Source organism: Christensenella timonensis (assembly GCF_900087015.1).
GTDB classification, from domain to species: domain Bacteria; phylum Bacillota; class Clostridia; order Christensenellales; family Christensenellaceae; genus Christensenella; species Christensenella timonensis.
This window is the reverse complement of record NZ_FLKP01000002.1, coordinates 1,065,813-1,083,099: the sequence shown is the minus strand read 5'-3', so window position 1 is coordinate 1,083,099 and position 17,287 is coordinate 1,065,813. Positions and strand designations below refer to the sequence as shown.

Here is a 17,287-nt window from a genome sequence, read left to right as displayed (position 1 = left end):
TCCATTCTCCTTATTTTTCAGGGGTAAGCAGGTAATAATACGCCGAAATAGCAGTAAACGGCGATCCCTGCGACTGCCAGGCAAATAACTGCCAGGGCAATTGCCACACTTTTTTTATTTTTGCAAATTTTCTCCAGTATCGTTTTGATCCCGACCGTCATAAAAAGCATCAGCGGGATCAGGCAGGAAAGTATGTACCTGCCCTGCGGCTGGTAATCGCTCGTGTATGAATAATATGCGCTCAAAACGACGGGGATCACGATTGCCAGTACCATACAGGTTCCCAGCAGCCATTTCCTGCGTTTCCCGTCCGTGTTCCCGCTCCTTGCAAACCGTACAAGCGCCATGATACATCCTGCCATTCCTACGGCAAAGATGACCGTATAGACCGCATACACCCACACAGGCAGCCAGATATCCATTGCACCGAAGCAGCCAACCATACTCAAATAGGTAAACAGCAGCCAGCCTCTTTGCACAAGCATTTCGCCGAGAGGTATTCCCTGCCGCTGGATAGTTTCAACCATAGAAGGCTTCAGCTTGTCTATCGCATAAAGCTCCTGGTAGTGCTCCGTCGTCCGGAAACCAAGGATATCCCCGTCATAAATGATATAATTGCGGATAAACCACCATGCCGCGATCGCCAAAAACAAACCTGCCACAATATAGACGGATTTGCGGAATTCCTTTTCGCGGAAGCTGCGTTTTTCCAGCAGCAGGTTGGAGGCAAAGAACAGGACTACGCTCAACAGCAAAAAACCATATGCATTGTAATAGGAAAGTGCGCACAGCCCCATACCGATCCCAAGGATCACGCAGCTTTTGACCGGCCACCTGTCCTTTATCCCGCTTACCCAGGCAAGTACGATCAGGGAGGTTGAAAAGATTGCCATCATGTCGTTGTTGATATAGCTGGAAAGGAAGATGAACTGCGGCAAAAACGCAACCAGCACGACAAAAAGCAGGCGGTATATCCTCCGCCCGAACAAACGCGCCGCGATTTTGAAGCTGATCCATACCGTAAGCGTTGCAAAAATAACGTTCACCAAACGCGCCGCCACGACGAGAGTGCCGGGATCGCTTGTATATATTCCTGCAATTTTCATGAACGGCACACCCAGGATCTGGGAAACATATGGCGCAAACCCATAAGAAATTCCCCATTGCGGGTTACGGATCGCTTCCTCCGCCCCGTGCGGCAGGTAACCATTTTCAAAAAGGAACTGCGGGATCTGGTAGCGCATCCCTTCGTCCGGCGCTGCCAGCGGCGGCTGGGCCAGACTCCAGAAAAAATAGAAAACAAAGACGAGCGCCAAAAATATGATGTGCTCCCGCCTGACCACGTCCCAAACTGTTGTTTTCCCCAATTTTGCTGTCATTTTGCCATGTGCCCTTCTGCGCATACCCTGCTTACCGTATTACTTTAAAACCAAATTGTATCTTCTATGCATCATAAATCAAAAAAACCATTTTAACGTTACCACGAACAGGACGCAGATACAACAAAACGGGAGCCGTTTACAGCAAAGTTAAAGAAAACTTAAAAAACTGATGTGCTTACCATAAAAAATCCGTTTTTTTTAAACGGATTTTCCGTTGTCGAAGGCGGGGTTCGCAATGGTATGCTCTTGCCCCGCTTAGCCTCACATGGTATAATTTGGTAATCAAAAATTTTTATGCGAGGCTTGTATGGATAATAAATCGACCACCGACCAGCTAGCCTATGAGCGTACCATGCTGGCGAACGAGCGCACCTTCCTTGCTTATGTCCGCACTTTTATTGGTTTTGTCGCTTCGGGCGCCGGGATCATCATTCTCCTGGAATTGCCCTTTGCGGTTCCTGTGGGCATTGCCTTTATCGGCGCCGGCATCTTCTTTCTGACGGTCGGTATTTGCAGATACCGGCAAAACCGAAAACGTATCAGGCAGTTTTTAAAGTAATCCATATATTCTTCCGCCCCTATCTTTCCAAAGCCCCTATGATGTTCTTCCACAGCGGCGGCGCCATTATAAAAGACAGGAATGCAGGGCCGGTTTATCGGTACCTATGACCGATCGAAAAGCAGAAATCAAAAAGCCTCTAACCGCATGGTTAAAGGCTTTTTATTGGTGCCGAAGGTGGGAATCGAACCCACACGGTATCGCTACCACAGGATTTTGAGTCCAGCGCGTCTGCCAGTTCCACCACTTCGGCCTGAAATGTTGACTTAAAAATGATAGCATAACGGATAGTAAAAGTCAATTGTCAATGCACCGGCAATGATCCAATCTTAAGCCATTCTTCACCTCTTTTTCATACAGCCTTCACATACCGCTTCCATAATGAACACATGATCAAAAAACGGAAACGTTCAGGAGGCGTTCATGAGTAAGAACAAAAAAAACAAGAAGATGACCAAAAAGAAATGGATTGTATTGACCGCAATCATAGCTGCGGCAGTTTTGCTCGCAGTTTTTTTAGTACCTGGCCTCTTCCGGCCGGATGCCAGCGCTATGGCTTCTATCATGCAGACTGCGACCGTTGAAACAGGGACGATCGAAACAACGGTTGTCGGTTCCGGCAACCTCGCTACGCAAGAGACTGCGGATATCAAGATCCCGTCCGGCGTTACTGTGGAAAGCGTCCTTGTGGAAGCGGGGGATACCGTTGCCGAGGGCGATACGCTCGCAACGCTCGATCCTGCGTCTGTAAAGGCGGCGATTTCCGATACACAATCCACGCTTTCTTCGCTCGATTCCCAAATAGACAGTGCCAAAGACGAGAGCAGTTCCAGATATATCACCACCTACGTTTCCGGCCGTATTAAACAGATTTTTGCGGAAGAAGGAATGGACACACAATCAACGATCAACGCAAGCGGTTCGCTGGTCGTACTTTCCATCGACGGTAAAATGAAGGTAACGTTCCAGCCTGCGGCGGCAGATACGGTTTCTTCCGGCAGCAGCGTTGTCGTGACGCTTTCCGACGGCACGACAAAAACAGGTACCGTAACCTCCCTCTCCGCCGGATCGTGTACGGTCACCCTGACGGATAACGGCCCCACGTATGGCGACACGGTAAATATCGCAGCAGAGGATGGAACGCAGCTTGGTACGGGTACCCTTGAAATCAATGCCCCCATCCATATCCTGGGCAACGGGGGAACGGTTGCAAGCGTCGATGTTTCCCTCAATGAAAGTGTCGGCAGCGGCGCTACGCTCATCACCTTACAGGAAGCCGGTGCTTCTGAAGAATACGCTTCCCTGCTCGCGGAACGGACGCAATACGAGGATGTACTACGCACACTATTACAGTATGAGCAGACGAATACGATTACCGCAAAAACGGCGGGAACGGTCAGCAGCGTGTCCATATCAGGCACATCCGATTCTTCTGCAACGGACAGCTCTTCCAGCAGTGCGCAGTCTTTGTCCGCTACGGGAACGCCTGCAGTTTCCATGGCCTCTGGTTCTTTGGAGACAGCAGAAAGTTCCATCCTGCTCCTGTCCGCAGCCGCACAAAGCGGTTCCAATACCATACCGCTTGCCGATCCCTCCACGGATACCATCATTCCCATCAGCGGCATAACCGAAATCTATATCAATAATCCGGTAACCGGCAATACGCCCCAGAGCACCATCATGCCGGGCAACGGCTATACGGGAAGCGTCAGCATTGACGAACTTGATATCATGTCCGTGCAGGAGGGACAGGACGTAACCATCGTCCTAGATGCGCTTCCTGAGGAGACTTTCCATGGTACGGTCAGCAAAATATCCGCTTCCGGCAATATCCAGTCGGGCGTGACGACCTACCCCGTCACCATCACCTTAACGGACGTCGGCGATGCGGCCGTCATGGCCGGCATGAACGCGACGGCGACGATTTCCATCGCCACCAGCGAAAACGTGCTGCTGATCCCGCTCGACGCCCTTCAGGAATCCGGCAGCGAAAAATTTGTACTGGTTGCGGGCAGTCCGGACGGCGAGAGTGGTATGAGTGAACGAAGAACGGTGGAAACCGGCCTTTCGGACGGTACCAATGTGGAGATCACTTCCGGGCTTTCCGAAGGGGAGCAGATCATATATGAACAATCCGCATCCACCGATTCTTCCGGGCAATCCACTTTCCCCGGCGGTGGCATGGGCGGTATGCCGGGCGGCGGTGTAGAAATGCCCAGCGGCGGCGGTATGCCGGGCGGCACCGGCGGTGGCCCGATGGGCAGCTAAGGAGGGCAGCTTATGATCCAGATGAAAGACGTGTCCAAAATATATGAGATCGGGAACGAGAAGCTCTATGCCTTAAACCATGCTTCCCTCCGGATAGCCGACGGCGAATTCGTCGCCATCATAGGCCCGTCGGGCAGCGGAAAATCCACGCTGATGAATATCATCGGCTGCCTCGATACGGCCGACAGCGGCGAATATATTCTGGACGGACAGGAGATCGACGATTATACGGAGGACGAGCTGACGCGCGTGCGTAACTTCAAGATCGGCTTCGTATTCCAGAATTTCAATCTGCTCAATAAATTGAGCGCTCTTGAAAATGTGGAGCTCCCCCTCATCTACCAGGGCGTGCCCAAAAAAGAATACAACCGGCGCGCCGTCGAGGCGCTGTCCCGCATGGGGCTTGCCGACCGTATCCACCACAAGCCCGCGGAGCTTTCCGGCGGCCAGCAGCAGCGCGTAGCGATCGCACGGGCGCTGGTTACGCAGCCGTCGTTGATCTTGGCGGACGAACCGACCGGCAACCTTGACCACAAAACGGGAGTGGAAATATTGGAGCTGTTTTCCGAACTCCATAAAAACGGCAACACGATCGTCCTGATCACGCACGACGACCAGATCGCGCGGCAAGCGCAACGGTGCATCAGGATATTGGACGGCCAGGTTATGGAGGATGTGGGCGCATGATATTACAATCATTCAGAATGGCATTTGCTTCCGTACTGGGCAACAAATTGCGTTCGTTCCTGACGATGCTGGGCATCATCATCGGCATCATGGCTGTCGTCGTACTGGTCTCTATCGTCTCCAGTACAACGAACTCCGTTACTTCCGAGCTTGAGAACCTGGGCGCGAGCACCATCAGCGTATCCGTGACCAGTTCGCGCTACCAGCCCCTGACGCTTTCCGAGGTCACCGGCTTTGCGGACGAATACGAAAGCATCGGCTTTTCCGCGCCCACCACGGCGCAGAACGCCACGCTCAAGGCCGGCGATACGTCTGCCACGGCTTCCGTCGTAGGCAGCGTCCCTGCCTACGCGGATATCAACGACCTTTCCGTGCAGTCGGGCCGGTTCATAAAGTCCCCGGATGTAGAAAACAATTCTGCGGTCGCTGTTGTCGGTACGGACGTGGCGGACGACCTGTTCGGCCGTACAGATATCGTCGGGGAGACCATCTCTGTCGATGGGCGCAGCTTCCTTGTCGTCGGTGTGCTCGAGGATGCGGGCGAAAGCCTGATGGGCTCGGAAAACAGCAACATCATCATCCCCTACACCACCGCCCAGCGTATGTTTTACATCCCGGGCGTGACCTCCTTTACGCTGACGGCCAGCGACGCTACGCTGGTCGACCAGGCGGAGGAGGACGTCACTGCCGCACTGATGGCAAAGTTCAAAGATGAAGATGCCTTTTCCATCATGAACCAGTCGACGATCCTGGAATCCATGGATTCCATCACCGATACGATGGCGCTCATGTTTGGCGGCATCGCGGGCATCTCGCTGCTCGTGGGCGGCATTGGCATCATGAACATCATGCTGGTTTCCGTTGCTGAGCGCACACGGGAAATCGGGATCCGCAAAGCGATCGGCGCGGGACGAAAACGTATTTTGCTTCAATTCCTGATCGAAGCCCTGGTCGTAAGTACGTTGGGCGGGCTGATCGGCGTTGCCGCCTCATGGGGGCTGCTCACGATCCTGTCGGCCGCGCTGGATACGGCCTATACCATGTCCGGCAACATCACGCTGCTTGCCGTGGCCTTCTCGATGGCCATCGGTGTGATCTTTGGGATCAATCCTGCCAATAAAGCGGCGAAGATGGCTCCCATCGACGCGCTCCGGACAGAGTAAGCCGGCATTTGCAAAGACGTGCCTCCGGATAAAATACCGGCGCACGTCTTTTCTTTTGTGTTATAATCGAGAAAAGAACGGAGGAATCGGTTATGAAAAATCCCAAACACATGAAACAGGTAAAGATCACGGTATTAAAGACAACGCTCGACCAGGAGCTGGCCGCTGAATACGGCGTCGATGGCCTGGGCCCATGCCCGATGCTCAAACCCGGGCAGGTCTTTTATGCAGACTACGCAAGGCCCGACGGGCTGTGCGACGAAGCCTGGAAGGCCATCTACCAATATGTGTTTGCACTCGCCCACGGCGCGGAAGATTTCCGGTTCTATTACGGCGACTGGATCAAGCAGCCCGGCATCGCCATCGTAAGCTGTAACGACGGCCTGCGCCCCGTGATTTTCAAGCTGGAAGCAACCGGCCGGGATTCTGCCCCACCGGCTTGACCAGGCCGGTTTTCATATGAAATAATAATTGGTGTCCCATGCGGGAATATAGGGAAAGTGCCGCAGGAATACTTTGTAATCTTCCCGCATTTCTTTTACCAGCAGCGGGATACGGAACAGGTCGTTATTCCTGTGGTATGCGGAAACGAGCAGCTTCGGCTTATGACCCGTAATCGTCCTGCGCGCGCCCAACAGCGCCGCTTCTTCCTGCCCTTCCACATCCATCTTGATATATGTTGCCGCCCTTCCCGCAAGAAGATCGTCGATACGCCGTGCACACACCGGCTTTCCCCGCCCGCCGACCGACGAATTGCGCCCGCCGCGGGTGTCAAAGCTGACCTGCATATCCTTGTCATAGGCAGCGCAGTGATACAAAGACAGGCCGTGCATCCCCCGTGTATTTTTTTCCAGCTTTACAAAGTTCTTTTCATCCGGTTCTATGGCCACGATCCGGCGATAACTTCCCGCATAATGCAGGAATTCCTTTACCGTATCCCCCGTATATGCGCCTGCGTCCACATAAATTTCATCATCTTGGAGCCTTAAAATATTTCCGTATGCCTCCGATGCACTGCTTTCGCAGTCCAGCAGGTAAGAAAGTTTCCCGCTCAATTTATAATCGATCATGTTGGTAAACGTCCTTCTGGACAGCCCGTCAGCCAACAAGCCGTATGCCGTTTCAAAGGCATCGCGGTATTTTTCCAGGAACGCTTTGTCAAAAACGGCTTCCCCTCCCGCAACAGGAACATCCGGCGCATAAAGCTCCTGCTCCTTTGCGATCCTTTTGATACGCTCCATTACCTCCGGGAGCTGCGTCCCGAACGCGACCAGCACGATCATGTCGCCAAACCGTTCCTTTGCCTGCGCATAATTCGTCACCCCAAAGCCCCGGAACGTCTGTCCGCGGCAAAATTCATCGCTGGCAAAGACGCCCGCGGCAGGGATCCCCCGCCTGCCCAGCTCATTCAATATTTTATCCGCGCCGTCTCCCATGCCGTAAAGCACGATCGGCTTTTTTGCCTGCTCCAGCTTTTGCCAGACTGATACCGTTTCCCTGACCTGCATATTGTCCTTTGTTAAATTAATATCTATATTTTAACATATCCACCCGTTTTATGGTATAATGGACAGAATTGGGTAAAAAACAGTAAACGGAGTAAGAAATGATAACAGTAACAAACTTGAGTCTCAATTTCAGCGGAACAAACCTGTTTTCAGGCGTGAACCTCAAATTTACGCCGGGAAACTGTTACGGCATCATCGGTGCAAACGGGGCGGGCAAGTCGACTTTCCTGCGCATCCTGTCCGGCGACCTGGAATCCACGACAGGCGATGTGCACATACAGGAAAACACGCGTATGTCCGTTTTAAAGCAGGATCATTTTGCGTTCGATGAATATACGGTTTTAGAGACGATCATCATGGGCAACCCCCGCCTTGCGGAGATCACGAAGGAGAAAGACGCACTGTATGCAAAGCCGGACTTTTCAGACGAGGACGGCATCCGCGCGGGCGAGCTGGAAGGCGAATTTGCAGAGCTCAATGGCTGGGAGGCGGAATCCGACGCATCCAAGCTGATCCAGGGGCTGGGGCTTTCCGAGGACATCCTCTACCAGCCGATGTCCTCCCTGCCGGATAATGAAAAAATCAAGGTGCTGCTCGCGCAGGCGCTGTTCGGCAAGCCGGATATCATCCTTTTAGACGAGCCGACCAACCACCTTGACGTCGCGAGCGTACACTGGCTGGAAGATTTCCTGATGGATTACGAGGGGACGCTGATCATCGTATCGCACGACCGCCACTTCCTGAACACGGTTTGCACGCACATGGTGGATATCGATTTTGGCAAGATCAAAATGTATGTGGGCAACTATGAGTTCTGGTACGAATCCAGCCAACTGATCCAGAAAATGACGCGCGACCAAAACAAGAAGAACGAAGAAAAGGCGAAGGAGCTGCAGGCATTCATCCAACGTTTCTCCGCCAATAAATCCAAGTCAAGGCAGGCGACCTCGCGCAAAAAGCTTTTGGAGAAGCTTGAGTTTGAAGAAATGCCCGCTTCCTCCCGCCGCTATCCGTTCGTTGGCTTTACGCCCGACCGCGGGATCGGCAAGGAAGTGCTTACCGTCGAAGGGCTTTCCAAGACGATCGACGGCGAAAAAGTGTTGAATAACGTAAGCTTTGTCATGGGACGCGAGGATAAGATCGCGTTCTTGGGAGATACCGAGATCGCAGCGACTACCCTTTTCCAGATATTGATGGGCGAGATGGAGAGCGACGAGGGAACCTTCAAATGGGGCGGGACGACAACGCAGTCCTATTTCCCCAAAGATAATTCTGCATTCTTCGACGGATGCGACCTGAATATCCTCGACTGGCTTCGGCAATATTCAAAAGATACGACCGAAACGTATTTGCGCGGCTTTTGCGGGCGCATGCTCTTTTCCGGCGAGGACGTTTTTAAGCAGGTAGGCGTCCTGTCGGGCGGCGAGCGCGTACGCTGTATGCTGTCGCGCATGATGATGTTCGGCTCCAACGTGCTCGTGCTGGACCAGCCGACCAACCATCTGGATCTCGAATCCATCACCGCTGTCAACAATGGATTGGTGGATTTCAAAGGCGCGATCCTGTTTGCCTCGCACGACCACGAATTCATCGATACCATCGCCAACCGAATCATCCGCTTTACCCCGGACGGTATCATCGATAAACAAGGCACTTACGAAGAATTTATTGAGGAATACGGCGGGAATATCTATTGAATCTTCCCGTGTACAGCTCCGGATATTGCGTTATTCGGAGCAGGTCTCCCCTTGCTTACGGTTCAGCAGGTAATCCATTTCCGCATCAGAAATATCGATGCCGTAGGCTTCCGCCACCCGGTTGATATCTTCCGGCGTCTCGCATTCCTCCAGTGCGCCTAAGATGAGTTCCTTGTTTGTTTCATTTACACGTGCAATCAATTTTTCAAGCATACTGTCTACCTCTTTTTTTTATATGTAGACACAAACCAGCCGCTCTAACCCTCTTTTTCAAACTGACTGTTATAAAGCCGCGCATAAAATCCCTTCCTTGCAAGCAATTCATCGTGTGTGCCCTGCTCTACGATATGCCCGTCGCGCATGACGAGGATACAGTCCGACTCGCGGATGGTGGACAGGCGGTGCGCCACCACAAAGCTCGTGCGTCCTTCCATCAGCTTCTCAAACGCACGCTGTATCTGCATTTCCGTACGCGTATCGATGCTGCTTGTCGCCTCGTCAAGGATCAGCATCGGCGGCTCCACCAGCATCACCCGCGCAATACACAACAGCTGCTTTTGTCCCTGCGAAATATTCCCGCCGTCCTCTGCGATGATGGTGTCATATCCGTCCTTCAAACGCATAATAAAGCCGTGGGCATGGGCCGCCTTCGCCGCGGCGATGATCTCATCCTCCGTCGCACCCGGCTTGCCATAGGCAATATTATCGCGCACGCTGCCTGCAAAAAGCCATGTTTCCTGCAGCACCATCCCATACATACTGCGCATGCTGTTGCGGGTGATCGTCCTGATATCCACCCCATCGATACTGATTTCTCCCTTGTCTACATCATAAAAGCGCATCAACAGATTGATGATCGTCGTCTTGCCGCTGCCTGTGGGGCCGACGATCGCCACGCGCTCACCCGATTTTGTGACCAGGTTCAGTCCCTCGATCAGCTTCCTGTCCGGCGTATAGGAAAAGGATACGTCTTTCATTTCTACGCGGCCGTCGCTTTTTGTCATCACTATCGCGTCCCTTTTGTCCGGCGTCTGCTCCGGCTCATCCAATATCTCAAATACGCGCCGCGCGGAGGCGAACGCGTTTTGCAGCTCCGTCACCACGCCGGATATCTCGTTGAACGGCTTGGTATATTGGTTCGCATAGATCAAAAAGCTGGTCAGCTGCCCGATGGAAATACCGCCTGCGATCGCTGTCAGCGCACCCACGATCCCGACCGCGGCATAGACGATCGCGTTTACGAAACGCGTGCATGGGTTGGTCATGGACGAATAAAACTGCGAGCGCACGCCGAAATAATAAAGCCTGCCATTGATCTCTTCAAATTTCCGCTGCGCTTTTTCCTCATATCCAAAGGCTTTGACGACCTTCTGGTTGCCGATCATTTCCTCCACGTACCCGCCGATCTCCCCGCGCACCTCCGCCTGCTTGCGGAACATATTGTAGGAACGCTTGGCGATAAAGGCCGCTACAAAGAACGAAAGCGGCGTGACAAGGATCACCACCAGTGCGATGGATACATTGATGGACAGCATGAAGAGCAGCGTGCCGACGATCGTGACGATCCCTGTAAAAAGCTGCGAAAAGCCTTGCAGCAACCCATCCGATATCTGGTCGATATCGTTCACTACCCGGCTGATCAAGTCTCCGTGCGGCCGCCCATCGATGGCCCTGAAAGGAACTTCCGTCAATTTATTGAATACGTCTACGCGCAAATCGCGCACCGTGCGGTATGTCGCCTGGTTGGTACACAGGGTCATCAGCCACTGGAACAGGACTGCAAGGCCGATCGCCACGCCCAGCGCCGCCAGTATGGGGAGAATCTTTGCAAAAGCAACGTTTCCCGTACCGACGATCAGATCCACCGCCTGTCCGATCAATACCGGCGCCCATAACGTCATAGCCACATTCACGACCGCACTTATCAGTGCAAATACGAGGAAGGCGGCATACGGCTTCAAATATCCGAACAAACGTTTTAACACATGCCTGTTCATTTGCCCACCTCGTTTCTCTCAAACTGGGACAAACAAATCTCGCGGTATATTTCATTGTCCTCAAACAGCTCGTCATGCGTGCCGATCCCTGCGACTGCGCCTTCGTCCATGACGATGATCTTATCCGCATTTTTCACGGTGGTCGCGCGCTGGGAAACCATGATCACCGTAATCCCGTTTCCAAACCGGCGGATCGCTTTCCTGAGCGCCGCATCCGTCGCAAAATCCAGCGCCGAGGCGCTGTCGTCCAAGATCAGTATCTGCGGGCCGCCCACAATCGCCCGTGCAATGGTCAGCCTTTGCTTTTGTCCTCCCGAAAGATTCTGTCCGCCCTGCTGGATCATCGTATCCAGCGTTTGCGGCAGCTTTTCCACAAACTCCCAGGCCTGCGCTACCTTGAGCGCTTCTATAATCTGCCCATCGGTGGCGTTTTCATCCCGCCAACGCATATTGTCGCGTATCGTCCCAGTAAACAACACCGCACGCTGCGGCACGATACCGATCTCCCCGCGCAGCCCAGGCAACGTATAGTCGCGCACATTTACGCCGTCCATCAGCACGCGGCCCTGTGAAGCATCGTAAAACCGTGGGATCAGGTTGACAAGCGTGGATTTTCCGCTGCCCGTCCCGCCGATCACGCCGACCGTCTGCCCCCTGTAAATGCGCAAGGAAATATCCTTCAGCGCCCATTCCCCGCCGTTGTTTCCATAGCGGAAAAAAACCCGCTCAAATTCGATCTTCGGCGCATCTTCGATCTTTTGAGCACCGCTGTTGCCATTGCCCGCATCACTTAAGCTACTGCTCGTATCCAATACCTCATTGACGCGCGCCGCCGATGCGGAAGCACGCGTAAAAATGATGACCAGGTTGGCCACCACGATAAGCGCCAATAATATCTGCGTCATATAATTGACAAGCGCCACGATCTGTCCCTGCTCCAGATGTCCGGTGTTGACCGCGCCGCCGCCGAACCAGATAATAGCCACGATCCCCAAATTGACGATCAGGTAGGTGAGCGGGTTTAACAGCGCGGATATTTTTCCCACGCGTACTGCCGCCTCCTGCTGCTCGCCGGCTGCCTGTGCAAAGCGCTCCCTCTCCTTTTTCTGTTTGGAGAACGCACGAATGACGCGCGCGCCCGAAAGGTTCTCACGCGTTACCAATGATATCCTGTCCAGAAGCTTCTGGATCGTGTTGTAAAAGGGTACGCTGCGGCTCATAACCAGGTACAGCACCACTGCGATGCCTGCCGCCGCTGCGATAAATATAAGCGACAGCTGTAAATCGATGACCATCGCCATGACCGTCGCGCCAATCACCAGAAACGGCGCGCGGATCACCAGGCGGATGAGCATTGCCACCGCCACCTGCAGCTGGTTCACATCGTTGGTGATACGCGTAATGAGCGACGGCGTACCCAGCTTATCGATCTCTGCGTGCGACAAACTGTTGATGTGCGCAAACAGCTTGTTGCGCAGATCCGTACCGAAGCCCTGCGACGCCTTGGCGGCAAAAAACTGGCAGATGAGCGCGCACGTCAGCCCGATCGCCGCCAAAGCGATCATCAGTCCTCCCATACGCCACACATAGCCGCTGTCCGATCCTTTGATGCCGATATCGATGATATTGGCCATGATCAACGGGACGATCAGCTCCAATATCGCCTCAATAAGCTTGAAAATCGGCCCCAGGATCACTTCTTTTTTGTAATTTTTCAGATATTTTGCGAGCTTTTGCATACCAGTATTATACCACACCAGCAGCCCTGCTACACACGATCCAAAATTACCATATTAACAATAAATATTAAAATTTTTGTACAGCGCGCCCGGCAAATTTATATTGATATTTTTTTAACAAACTGTTTATATATAAATGTAAAATATTTTATTTGAAAGGATTGGTTTATATTATGGCTAGATTTACTTTACCACGCGATCTGTATTTTGGACCTGATGCAATCGAGGAGCTTTCCTGCCTCAAGGGCTACAAAAGGGCGATCATCGTCACGGGCGGAAGTTCCATGCAGAAATTCGGTTTTTTGGATAAGCTTCAAAAGATACTGCACGACGCAGGTCTTGAGACAAAACTTTTCGAGGGCGTCGAGCCCGATCCGTCCGTAGAAACGGTATACCGCGGCGCGCAGGCGATGCGCGAGTTCGAGCCGGATGTGATCGTATCCATCGGCGGCGGCTCCCCTATCGACGCAGCCAAGGCGATGTGGGTTTTCTACGAATACCCGGAAAAGACATTTGATGACATCAAGGATCCTTTCACGATGCCGAAGCTGCGGCAGAAAGCAATCTTCGTAGCCATCCCGTCCACTTCGGGCACGGCGACGGAGGTCACCGCTTTTTCCGTCATCACCGACTATAAAACGTTGATCAAATACCCGCTGGCGGATTTTGAGATCACGCCGGACATTGCGATCCTCGACAGCAACATTCCGCTTACCATGCCGAAGTCATTGACAGCAGATACCGGTATGGATGCGCTCACGCACGCAATCGAGGCTTATGTTGCCGCACTGCACAGCCCATTTTCTGATGCGCTTGCCTTAAAAGCCATCCAGATGATCTATGAAAACATCATGGCTTCCGTAGACGGCAATGAGCAGGCACGGGGCAATATGCACATTGCGCAGTGTATGGCGGGTATGGCGTTCTCCAATGCGCTTCTCGGCATCTGCCACTCGCTTGCGCATAAGACGGGCGCGCAGTTCGATATCCCGCACGGCCGCTGCAACGCGATCCTCCTTCCGTTCGTCATTGAATACAATGCGAAGGCGGTACCTGAACGCCTTGCAGACATCGCAAGGGCGCTCGGCCTGCCGGGCGCAACGTCCCAGCAGCTCATCAATTCGCTTGTGGACGCCATCAAGGAACTGAACGCTAAACTCGGCATCAAGCAGTCCTATCAGGAAAACGGCGTTTCCGAGGAAGATTACTTAAAGGTTGCGCAGTTCATTGCCGAAAACGCGACCGCAGACCCTTGCACGGGCAGCAACCCGCGCCAGACGGATGTAGAAGCTATGCGCAAAGTGCTCGACTGCGCTTTTTATGGCAAGGATGTAGAATTTTAAAAAATTGCTTAAGCATCAATCCTCTTATGAAAGCGGCCGGAAATATTCCGGCCGTTTTCTGTTTCCTTGTCTTTTTCATATTGACAAAAAGCTGTAAGAATAGTATGATTTGTATGAAAAGTATAACAAGTATGAAATGTTGGAATTTGAGGAGCGAATATACGATGGCAGATCAAAAAGGCGGATTTCCGGAAGGGCGGTTCATGGGCACGGTGAAGGTAGGCGAAAAAGGCCAGATCGTGATCCCTAAGACTGCGCGTGACATGTTCGGCATCAAGCCGGGCGATACGTTGCTGCTTTTGGCGGACAGCCGCCAGGGCATTGCGATCGTACGCAACGAGACCTTTGTGGACTACACCAACCAGATTCTAAACACAAGTCCGCTGGGCAAACACGACGAAGAAGAAAAGTAAGGGGTATGATGATGGACGTATTATCCGTATCTGACCTTGAGAAACATTACCCCGCTTTTTCTTTAAAGGATGTTTCTTTTGTCCTGAAACCCGGCAGCATCACCGGTTTCATCGGGCGTAACGGTGCGGGTAAGTCTACCACGCTCAAGTCCCTGTTGAATTTTGTACATCCGGATAGCGGCGATATCCGCTTCTGGGGCAAGCCCTTTTGCGGGGACGAACTCAACATCAAGCAAAAGGTCGGTTTTGTGACCGGCGGAATCGATTATTATCCCAAAAAGAAACTGAAAACGATCACAGAAGTGACCCGCCGCTTCTTCCGCGCATGGGATGATGTGGCTTACCGCAAATACATGCGGCTTTTTGCGCTCGATGAAGAAAAGACGCCCGACCAGCTTTCGGAGGGAATGAAGGTCAAATATCCCTTGGTACTGGCACTTTCACATCATGCCGAGCTTTTGATCCTAGACGAGCCCACCAGCGGCCTTGACCCCGTATCGCGCGACGACCTTCTCGATATTTTCATGGATCTCGTCGAGCAGGAACATATGAGCATCCTTTTTTCCACGCACATCACATCCGACCTTGAAAAATGCGCGGACAACATCATCTACATCAAAAACGGCAGGCTCATCGCCTGCGAAGGAATGGATCCCTTCCTCGCAAGCTACAAGGTCGTCGAATTCCAGAAAGGCCAGCTTCCTGAAAATGCCCGGCAAAAGCTCATTGGCTGTAAGCGCGACCGCCACGGCATGAGCGGGCTTGTAAAGACAGGCGACCTGCCCATCCAAAACGCCCGGGTACGCGACGCGATCCTGGAAGATATTATGGTACACATCGAAAAGGAGGGCTGACCATGAAAAACCTGTTATATAAAGAGCTGCGGCTCGTGCTCCATCCGGTAAACATCATGTTCCTCGCCTTTTCAAGCATGCTCCTCATTCCCAGTTATCCCTACCTGATCGTTTTCTTCTATGTATGCCTGGGGATTTTCATGATGAGCATGACTGCGCGTGAAAATAAGGACGACTACTATTCCATGATGCTGCCCATCCCCAAAAAGGATACGGTCAGGGCGCGGTTCCTGATGGTCATTTTCCTGGAGGTGCTTCAAATCATCATTGCCATCCCGTTTGCCGTACTGAACCACCAGCTGTTTCCTTCCGGTAATGAGGCAGGCATGGATGCAAATATCGCCTTTTTCGGCTTTGCCTTTATCGTGTTCGGTATCTTTAACCTGATTTTTTTCACCATGCACCATAAGGATACCAGTAAGATCGGCATCCCCTTCCTCGTCGCTTGCCTCGGTATCGGCACTGTCATGATGGCGGCCGAGGGTGCGGCTTACGCCATTCCGTTCTTCCACGATTACATCAAAACGATGGTTCCCGGCTTCCTTGGTTACCAGCTTGCCGTACTGGCAGCTGGCATCCTGCTCTATGCGCTTTTGACTTTCCTATCTTATAAAAAATCCGTAAGACATTTTGAAAAAATGGATTTTTGAAACGATACAAAAAGAACCGGCCTTTTAGCCGGTTCTTTTGATTTACCGTCCATATGGGTATTGCGGAATCGCCGCTCCCTTTGCCGCCTCCCTGCGGTCTGTTTCCGCTTTGGCGCTTTGGTATACCTCGAAATAGTAGGGGGTAAAGAACACGCTCATCAGGCTCGACACGAGGCCGCCCACGAGCATATAAAGCGGCAGTCCCCACATCAGCGGATGAAGGATCTGTTCTGCCGTGACAAGCGAATCCATATTGATGCACATTCCCAGGTTCACAAAGAACGGCAGGAAGAAAATAACGGCGACCAGGCCCGTAATGAGCCCCTGTATCACCTCTGCCAACAGGATATGCCCCAGATTTTTCAGGAAGTTTCCCCTGTAGATATAACGAAAACTGCTGAAAAATGCCTTGAAGCCCTGCGTTTGTTCCATGCCCGGTATGTATGAAAGGAACATCTGGCTGAACTGGTAAAACCACCCGATGACCGCCATGATGACGATCGCCGGAAACAGTGCGGAAAAGAGCGTTGCCAGCGCCTCCCATACGTCGGGCGAATAGACCGCCCAATCCACCATGTTCTGAAGGGCTGATACGAAGACCGCCACGACTGCGATGACCGCGATCACCATAGCGAAAACAAAGCCGAAGAGGATTTGTGTCAGGGTTGTCAGCAGGTATTTCGTATAGTTTGCACACGCTGCCTGCCACGCAGCCCGCATGGGCGTAGGCTTTCCGGTGATACTTGTTCCCCGCAGCACCGCCGTAATGAAACCGCTGTACAGAGGGGCCAGGAAAACAGATATGGCAAACATCACCGCGGACGTCCATATCGGGGCGCCCTGCGGCACATAGCCGGCCTGATCCATACGGGTCAGGCTTGTCAATTCACCTGAAGCATTGATCCCATAAAGCAAAAGCACTACTCCGACGTATATGACCGTCGGCACAAACAATGCCACAAAATTCCTTTTTGCCATGCTCCACGCAGAGCTGAACACTTCGCTCAATGATTTTGACATACCTTAT

The 17,287-nt window shown here is 52.5% G+C and carries 16 protein-coding genes and 1 tRNA gene; 10 read left to right on the top strand and 7 right to left on the bottom strand.

Annotation, left to right across the window (positions count from 1 at the left end; all coding sequences use genetic code 11):
* Window positions 1-17: 17 nt before the first annotated feature.
* A complete protein-coding gene (locus tag BN6471_RS06660; protein WP_066646817.1) occupies window positions 18-1,379 on the bottom strand; it encodes a phospholipid carrier-dependent glycosyltransferase in 1,362 nt (453 codons plus the stop codon).
* Between the two features lie 310 nt (window positions 1,380-1,689).
* Here BN6471_RS06660 and BN6471_RS06655 point away from each other — a divergent pair, with 310 nt between their 5' ends.
* A complete protein-coding gene (locus tag BN6471_RS06655; protein ID WP_066646811.1) occupies window positions 1,690-1,941 on the top strand; it encodes a YidH family protein in 252 nt (83 codons plus the stop codon).
* A 166-nt stretch (window positions 1,942-2,107) separates the two neighbouring features.
* Here the strand turns inward: BN6471_RS06655 and BN6471_RS06650 are convergent.
* Window positions 2,108-2,194 (bottom strand) — tRNA-Leu (locus BN6471_RS06650).
* Between the two features lie 170 nt (window positions 2,195-2,364).
* Between BN6471_RS06650 and BN6471_RS06645 the strand changes: the two genes are divergently transcribed.
* From BN6471_RS06645 to BN6471_RS06630, 4 genes are all read left to right on the top strand, one after another.
* Window positions 2,365-4,209, top strand: coding sequence for a permuted SH3 domain-containing protein (locus BN6471_RS06645; RefSeq protein WP_066646808.1), 1,845 nt, complete (start codon window positions 2,365-2,367; stop codon window positions 4,207-4,209).
* 12 nt (window positions 4,210-4,221) lie between these two features.
* The gene (locus tag BN6471_RS06640) at window positions 4,222-4,896 is read left to right on the top strand and encodes an ABC transporter ATP-binding protein (RefSeq protein WP_066646806.1); all 675 of its coding nucleotides are present in this window, start codon (window positions 4,222-4,224) and stop codon (window positions 4,894-4,896) included.
* A complete protein-coding gene (locus tag BN6471_RS06635) occupies window positions 4,893-6,059 on the top strand; it encodes an ABC transporter permease (RefSeq protein ID WP_066646802.1) in 1,167 nt (388 codons plus the stop codon). The genes BN6471_RS06640 and BN6471_RS06635 overlap by 4 nt, the downstream gene beginning before the upstream one ends.
* 110 nt (window positions 6,060-6,169) lie before the next feature.
* Window positions 6,170-6,502, top strand: a complete 333-nt coding sequence (locus BN6471_RS06630) for a TIGR04076 family protein (protein WP_066649881.1) — start codon at window positions 6,170-6,172, stop codon at window positions 6,500-6,502.
* Between the two features lie 12 nt (window positions 6,503-6,514).
* Here the strand turns inward: BN6471_RS06630 and BN6471_RS06625 are convergent, their stop codons facing one another.
* Window positions 6,515-7,567, bottom strand: coding sequence for an FkbM family methyltransferase (locus BN6471_RS06625; protein WP_066646799.1), 1,053 nt, complete (start codon window positions 7,565-7,567; stop codon window positions 6,515-6,517).
* A 98-nt stretch (window positions 7,568-7,665) separates the two neighbouring features.
* Between BN6471_RS06625 and BN6471_RS06620 the strand changes: the two genes are divergently transcribed.
* Entirely contained in the window at window positions 7,666-9,264 is a 1,599-nt protein-coding gene (locus BN6471_RS06620) for an ABC-F family ATP-binding cassette domain-containing protein (protein ID WP_066646797.1), read from the top strand.
* A gap of 30 nt (window positions 9,265-9,294) precedes the next feature.
* On the opposite strand, the gene BN6471_RS06615 is transcribed toward BN6471_RS06620, so the two are convergent.
* From BN6471_RS06615 to BN6471_RS06605, 3 genes are read right to left on the bottom strand one after another with little or no spacing between them, the layout of a single operon-like run.
* Complete coding sequence (locus BN6471_RS06615; RefSeq protein WP_066646794.1) at window positions 9,295-9,477, bottom strand: hypothetical protein; 183 nt, start codon at window positions 9,475-9,477, stop codon at window positions 9,295-9,297.
* Between the two features lie 44 nt (window positions 9,478-9,521).
* The gene (locus tag BN6471_RS06610) at window positions 9,522-11,261 is read right to left on the bottom strand and encodes an ABC transporter ATP-binding protein (RefSeq protein WP_066646789.1); all 1,740 of its coding nucleotides are present in this window, start codon (window positions 11,259-11,261) and stop codon (window positions 9,522-9,524) included.
* Window positions 11,258-13,000 carry an ABC transporter ATP-binding protein gene (locus tag BN6471_RS06605; protein WP_066646786.1) on the bottom strand — a complete coding sequence of 581 codons (1,743 nt, stop codon included), beginning with the start codon at window positions 12,998-13,000 and terminating at the stop codon, window positions 11,258-11,260. The genes BN6471_RS06610 and BN6471_RS06605 overlap by 4 nt, the downstream gene beginning before the upstream one ends.
* A 173-nt stretch (window positions 13,001-13,173) precedes the next feature.
* On the opposite strand from BN6471_RS06605, the gene BN6471_RS06600 reads away from it, so the two are divergent.
* From BN6471_RS06600 to BN6471_RS06585, 4 genes are all read left to right on the top strand, one after another.
* Window positions 13,174-14,343 carry an iron-containing alcohol dehydrogenase gene (locus BN6471_RS06600; protein WP_066646782.1) on the top strand — a complete coding sequence of 390 codons (1,170 nt, stop codon included), beginning with the start codon at window positions 13,174-13,176 and terminating at the stop codon, window positions 14,341-14,343.
* A 164-nt stretch (window positions 14,344-14,507) separates the two neighbouring features.
* Entirely contained in the window at window positions 14,508-14,756 is a 249-nt protein-coding gene (locus BN6471_RS06595; RefSeq protein WP_066649872.1) for an AbrB/MazE/SpoVT family DNA-binding domain-containing protein, read from the top strand.
* Between the two features lie 11 nt (window positions 14,757-14,767).
* The gene (locus tag BN6471_RS06590; RefSeq protein ID WP_066649869.1) at window positions 14,768-15,610 is read left to right on the top strand and encodes an ABC transporter ATP-binding protein; all 843 of its coding nucleotides are present in this window, start codon (window positions 14,768-14,770) and stop codon (window positions 15,608-15,610) included.
* A 2-nt stretch (window positions 15,611-15,612) separates the two neighbouring features.
* Entirely contained in the window at window positions 15,613-16,260 is a 648-nt protein-coding gene (locus tag BN6471_RS06585; RefSeq protein ID WP_066646780.1) for an ABC-2 transporter permease, read from the top strand.
* A gap of 42 nt (window positions 16,261-16,302) precedes the next feature.
* On the opposite strand, the gene BN6471_RS06580 is transcribed toward BN6471_RS06585, so the two are convergent.
* Window positions 16,303-17,280: a hypothetical protein gene (locus tag BN6471_RS06580; protein WP_066646777.1), complete on the bottom strand. Its 978-nt coding sequence runs from the start codon at window positions 17,278-17,280 to the stop codon at window positions 16,303-16,305.
* Window positions 17,281-17,287 lie beyond the last annotated feature (7 nt).

Coding starts and splice junctions, on each gene's coding strand:
- BN6471_RS06625 (WP_066646799.1), bottom strand. CDS start 7,567: ATGCAGGTCAGGGAAACGGTATCAGTCTGGCAAAAGCTGGAGCAGGCA.
- BN6471_RS06615 (WP_066646794.1), bottom strand. CDS start 9,477: ATGCTTGAAAAATTGATTGCACGTGTAAATGAAACAAACAAGGAACTC.
- BN6471_RS06585 (WP_066646780.1), top strand. CDS start 15,613: ATGAAAAACCTGTTATATAAAGAGCTGCGGCTCGTGCTCCATCCGGTA.
- BN6471_RS06610 (WP_066646789.1), bottom strand. CDS start 11,261: ATGAACAGGCATGTGTTAAAACGTTTGTTCGGATATTTGAAGCCGTAT.
- BN6471_RS06630 (WP_066649881.1), top strand. CDS start 6,170: ATGAAACAGGTAAAGATCACGGTATTAAAGACAACGCTCGACCAGGAG.
- BN6471_RS06660 (WP_066646817.1), bottom strand. CDS start 1,379: ATGACAGCAAAATTGGGGAAAACAACAGTTTGGGACGTGGTCAGGCGG.
- BN6471_RS06595 (WP_066649872.1), top strand. CDS start 14,508: ATGGCAGATCAAAAAGGCGGATTTCCGGAAGGGCGGTTCATGGGCACG.
- BN6471_RS06605 (WP_066646786.1), bottom strand. CDS start 13,000: ATGCAAAAGCTCGCAAAATATCTGAAAAATTACAAAAAAGAAGTGATC.
- BN6471_RS06590 (WP_066649869.1), top strand. CDS start 14,768: ATGGACGTATTATCCGTATCTGACCTTGAGAAACATTACCCCGCTTTT.
- BN6471_RS06600 (WP_066646782.1), top strand. CDS start 13,174: ATGGCTAGATTTACTTTACCACGCGATCTGTATTTTGGACCTGATGCA.
- BN6471_RS06640 (WP_066646806.1), top strand. CDS start 4,222: ATGATCCAGATGAAAGACGTGTCCAAAATATATGAGATCGGGAACGAG.
- BN6471_RS06645 (WP_066646808.1), top strand. CDS start 2,365: ATGAGTAAGAACAAAAAAAACAAGAAGATGACCAAAAAGAAATGGATT.
- BN6471_RS06620 (WP_066646797.1), top strand. CDS start 7,666: ATGATAACAGTAACAAACTTGAGTCTCAATTTCAGCGGAACAAACCTG.
- BN6471_RS06655 (WP_066646811.1), top strand. CDS start 1,690: ATGGATAATAAATCGACCACCGACCAGCTAGCCTATGAGCGTACCATG.
- BN6471_RS06635 (WP_066646802.1), top strand. CDS start 4,893: ATGATATTACAATCATTCAGAATGGCATTTGCTTCCGTACTGGGCAAC.
- BN6471_RS06580 (WP_066646777.1), bottom strand. CDS start 17,280: ATGTCAAAATCATTGAGCGAAGTGTTCAGCTCTGCGTGGAGCATGGCA.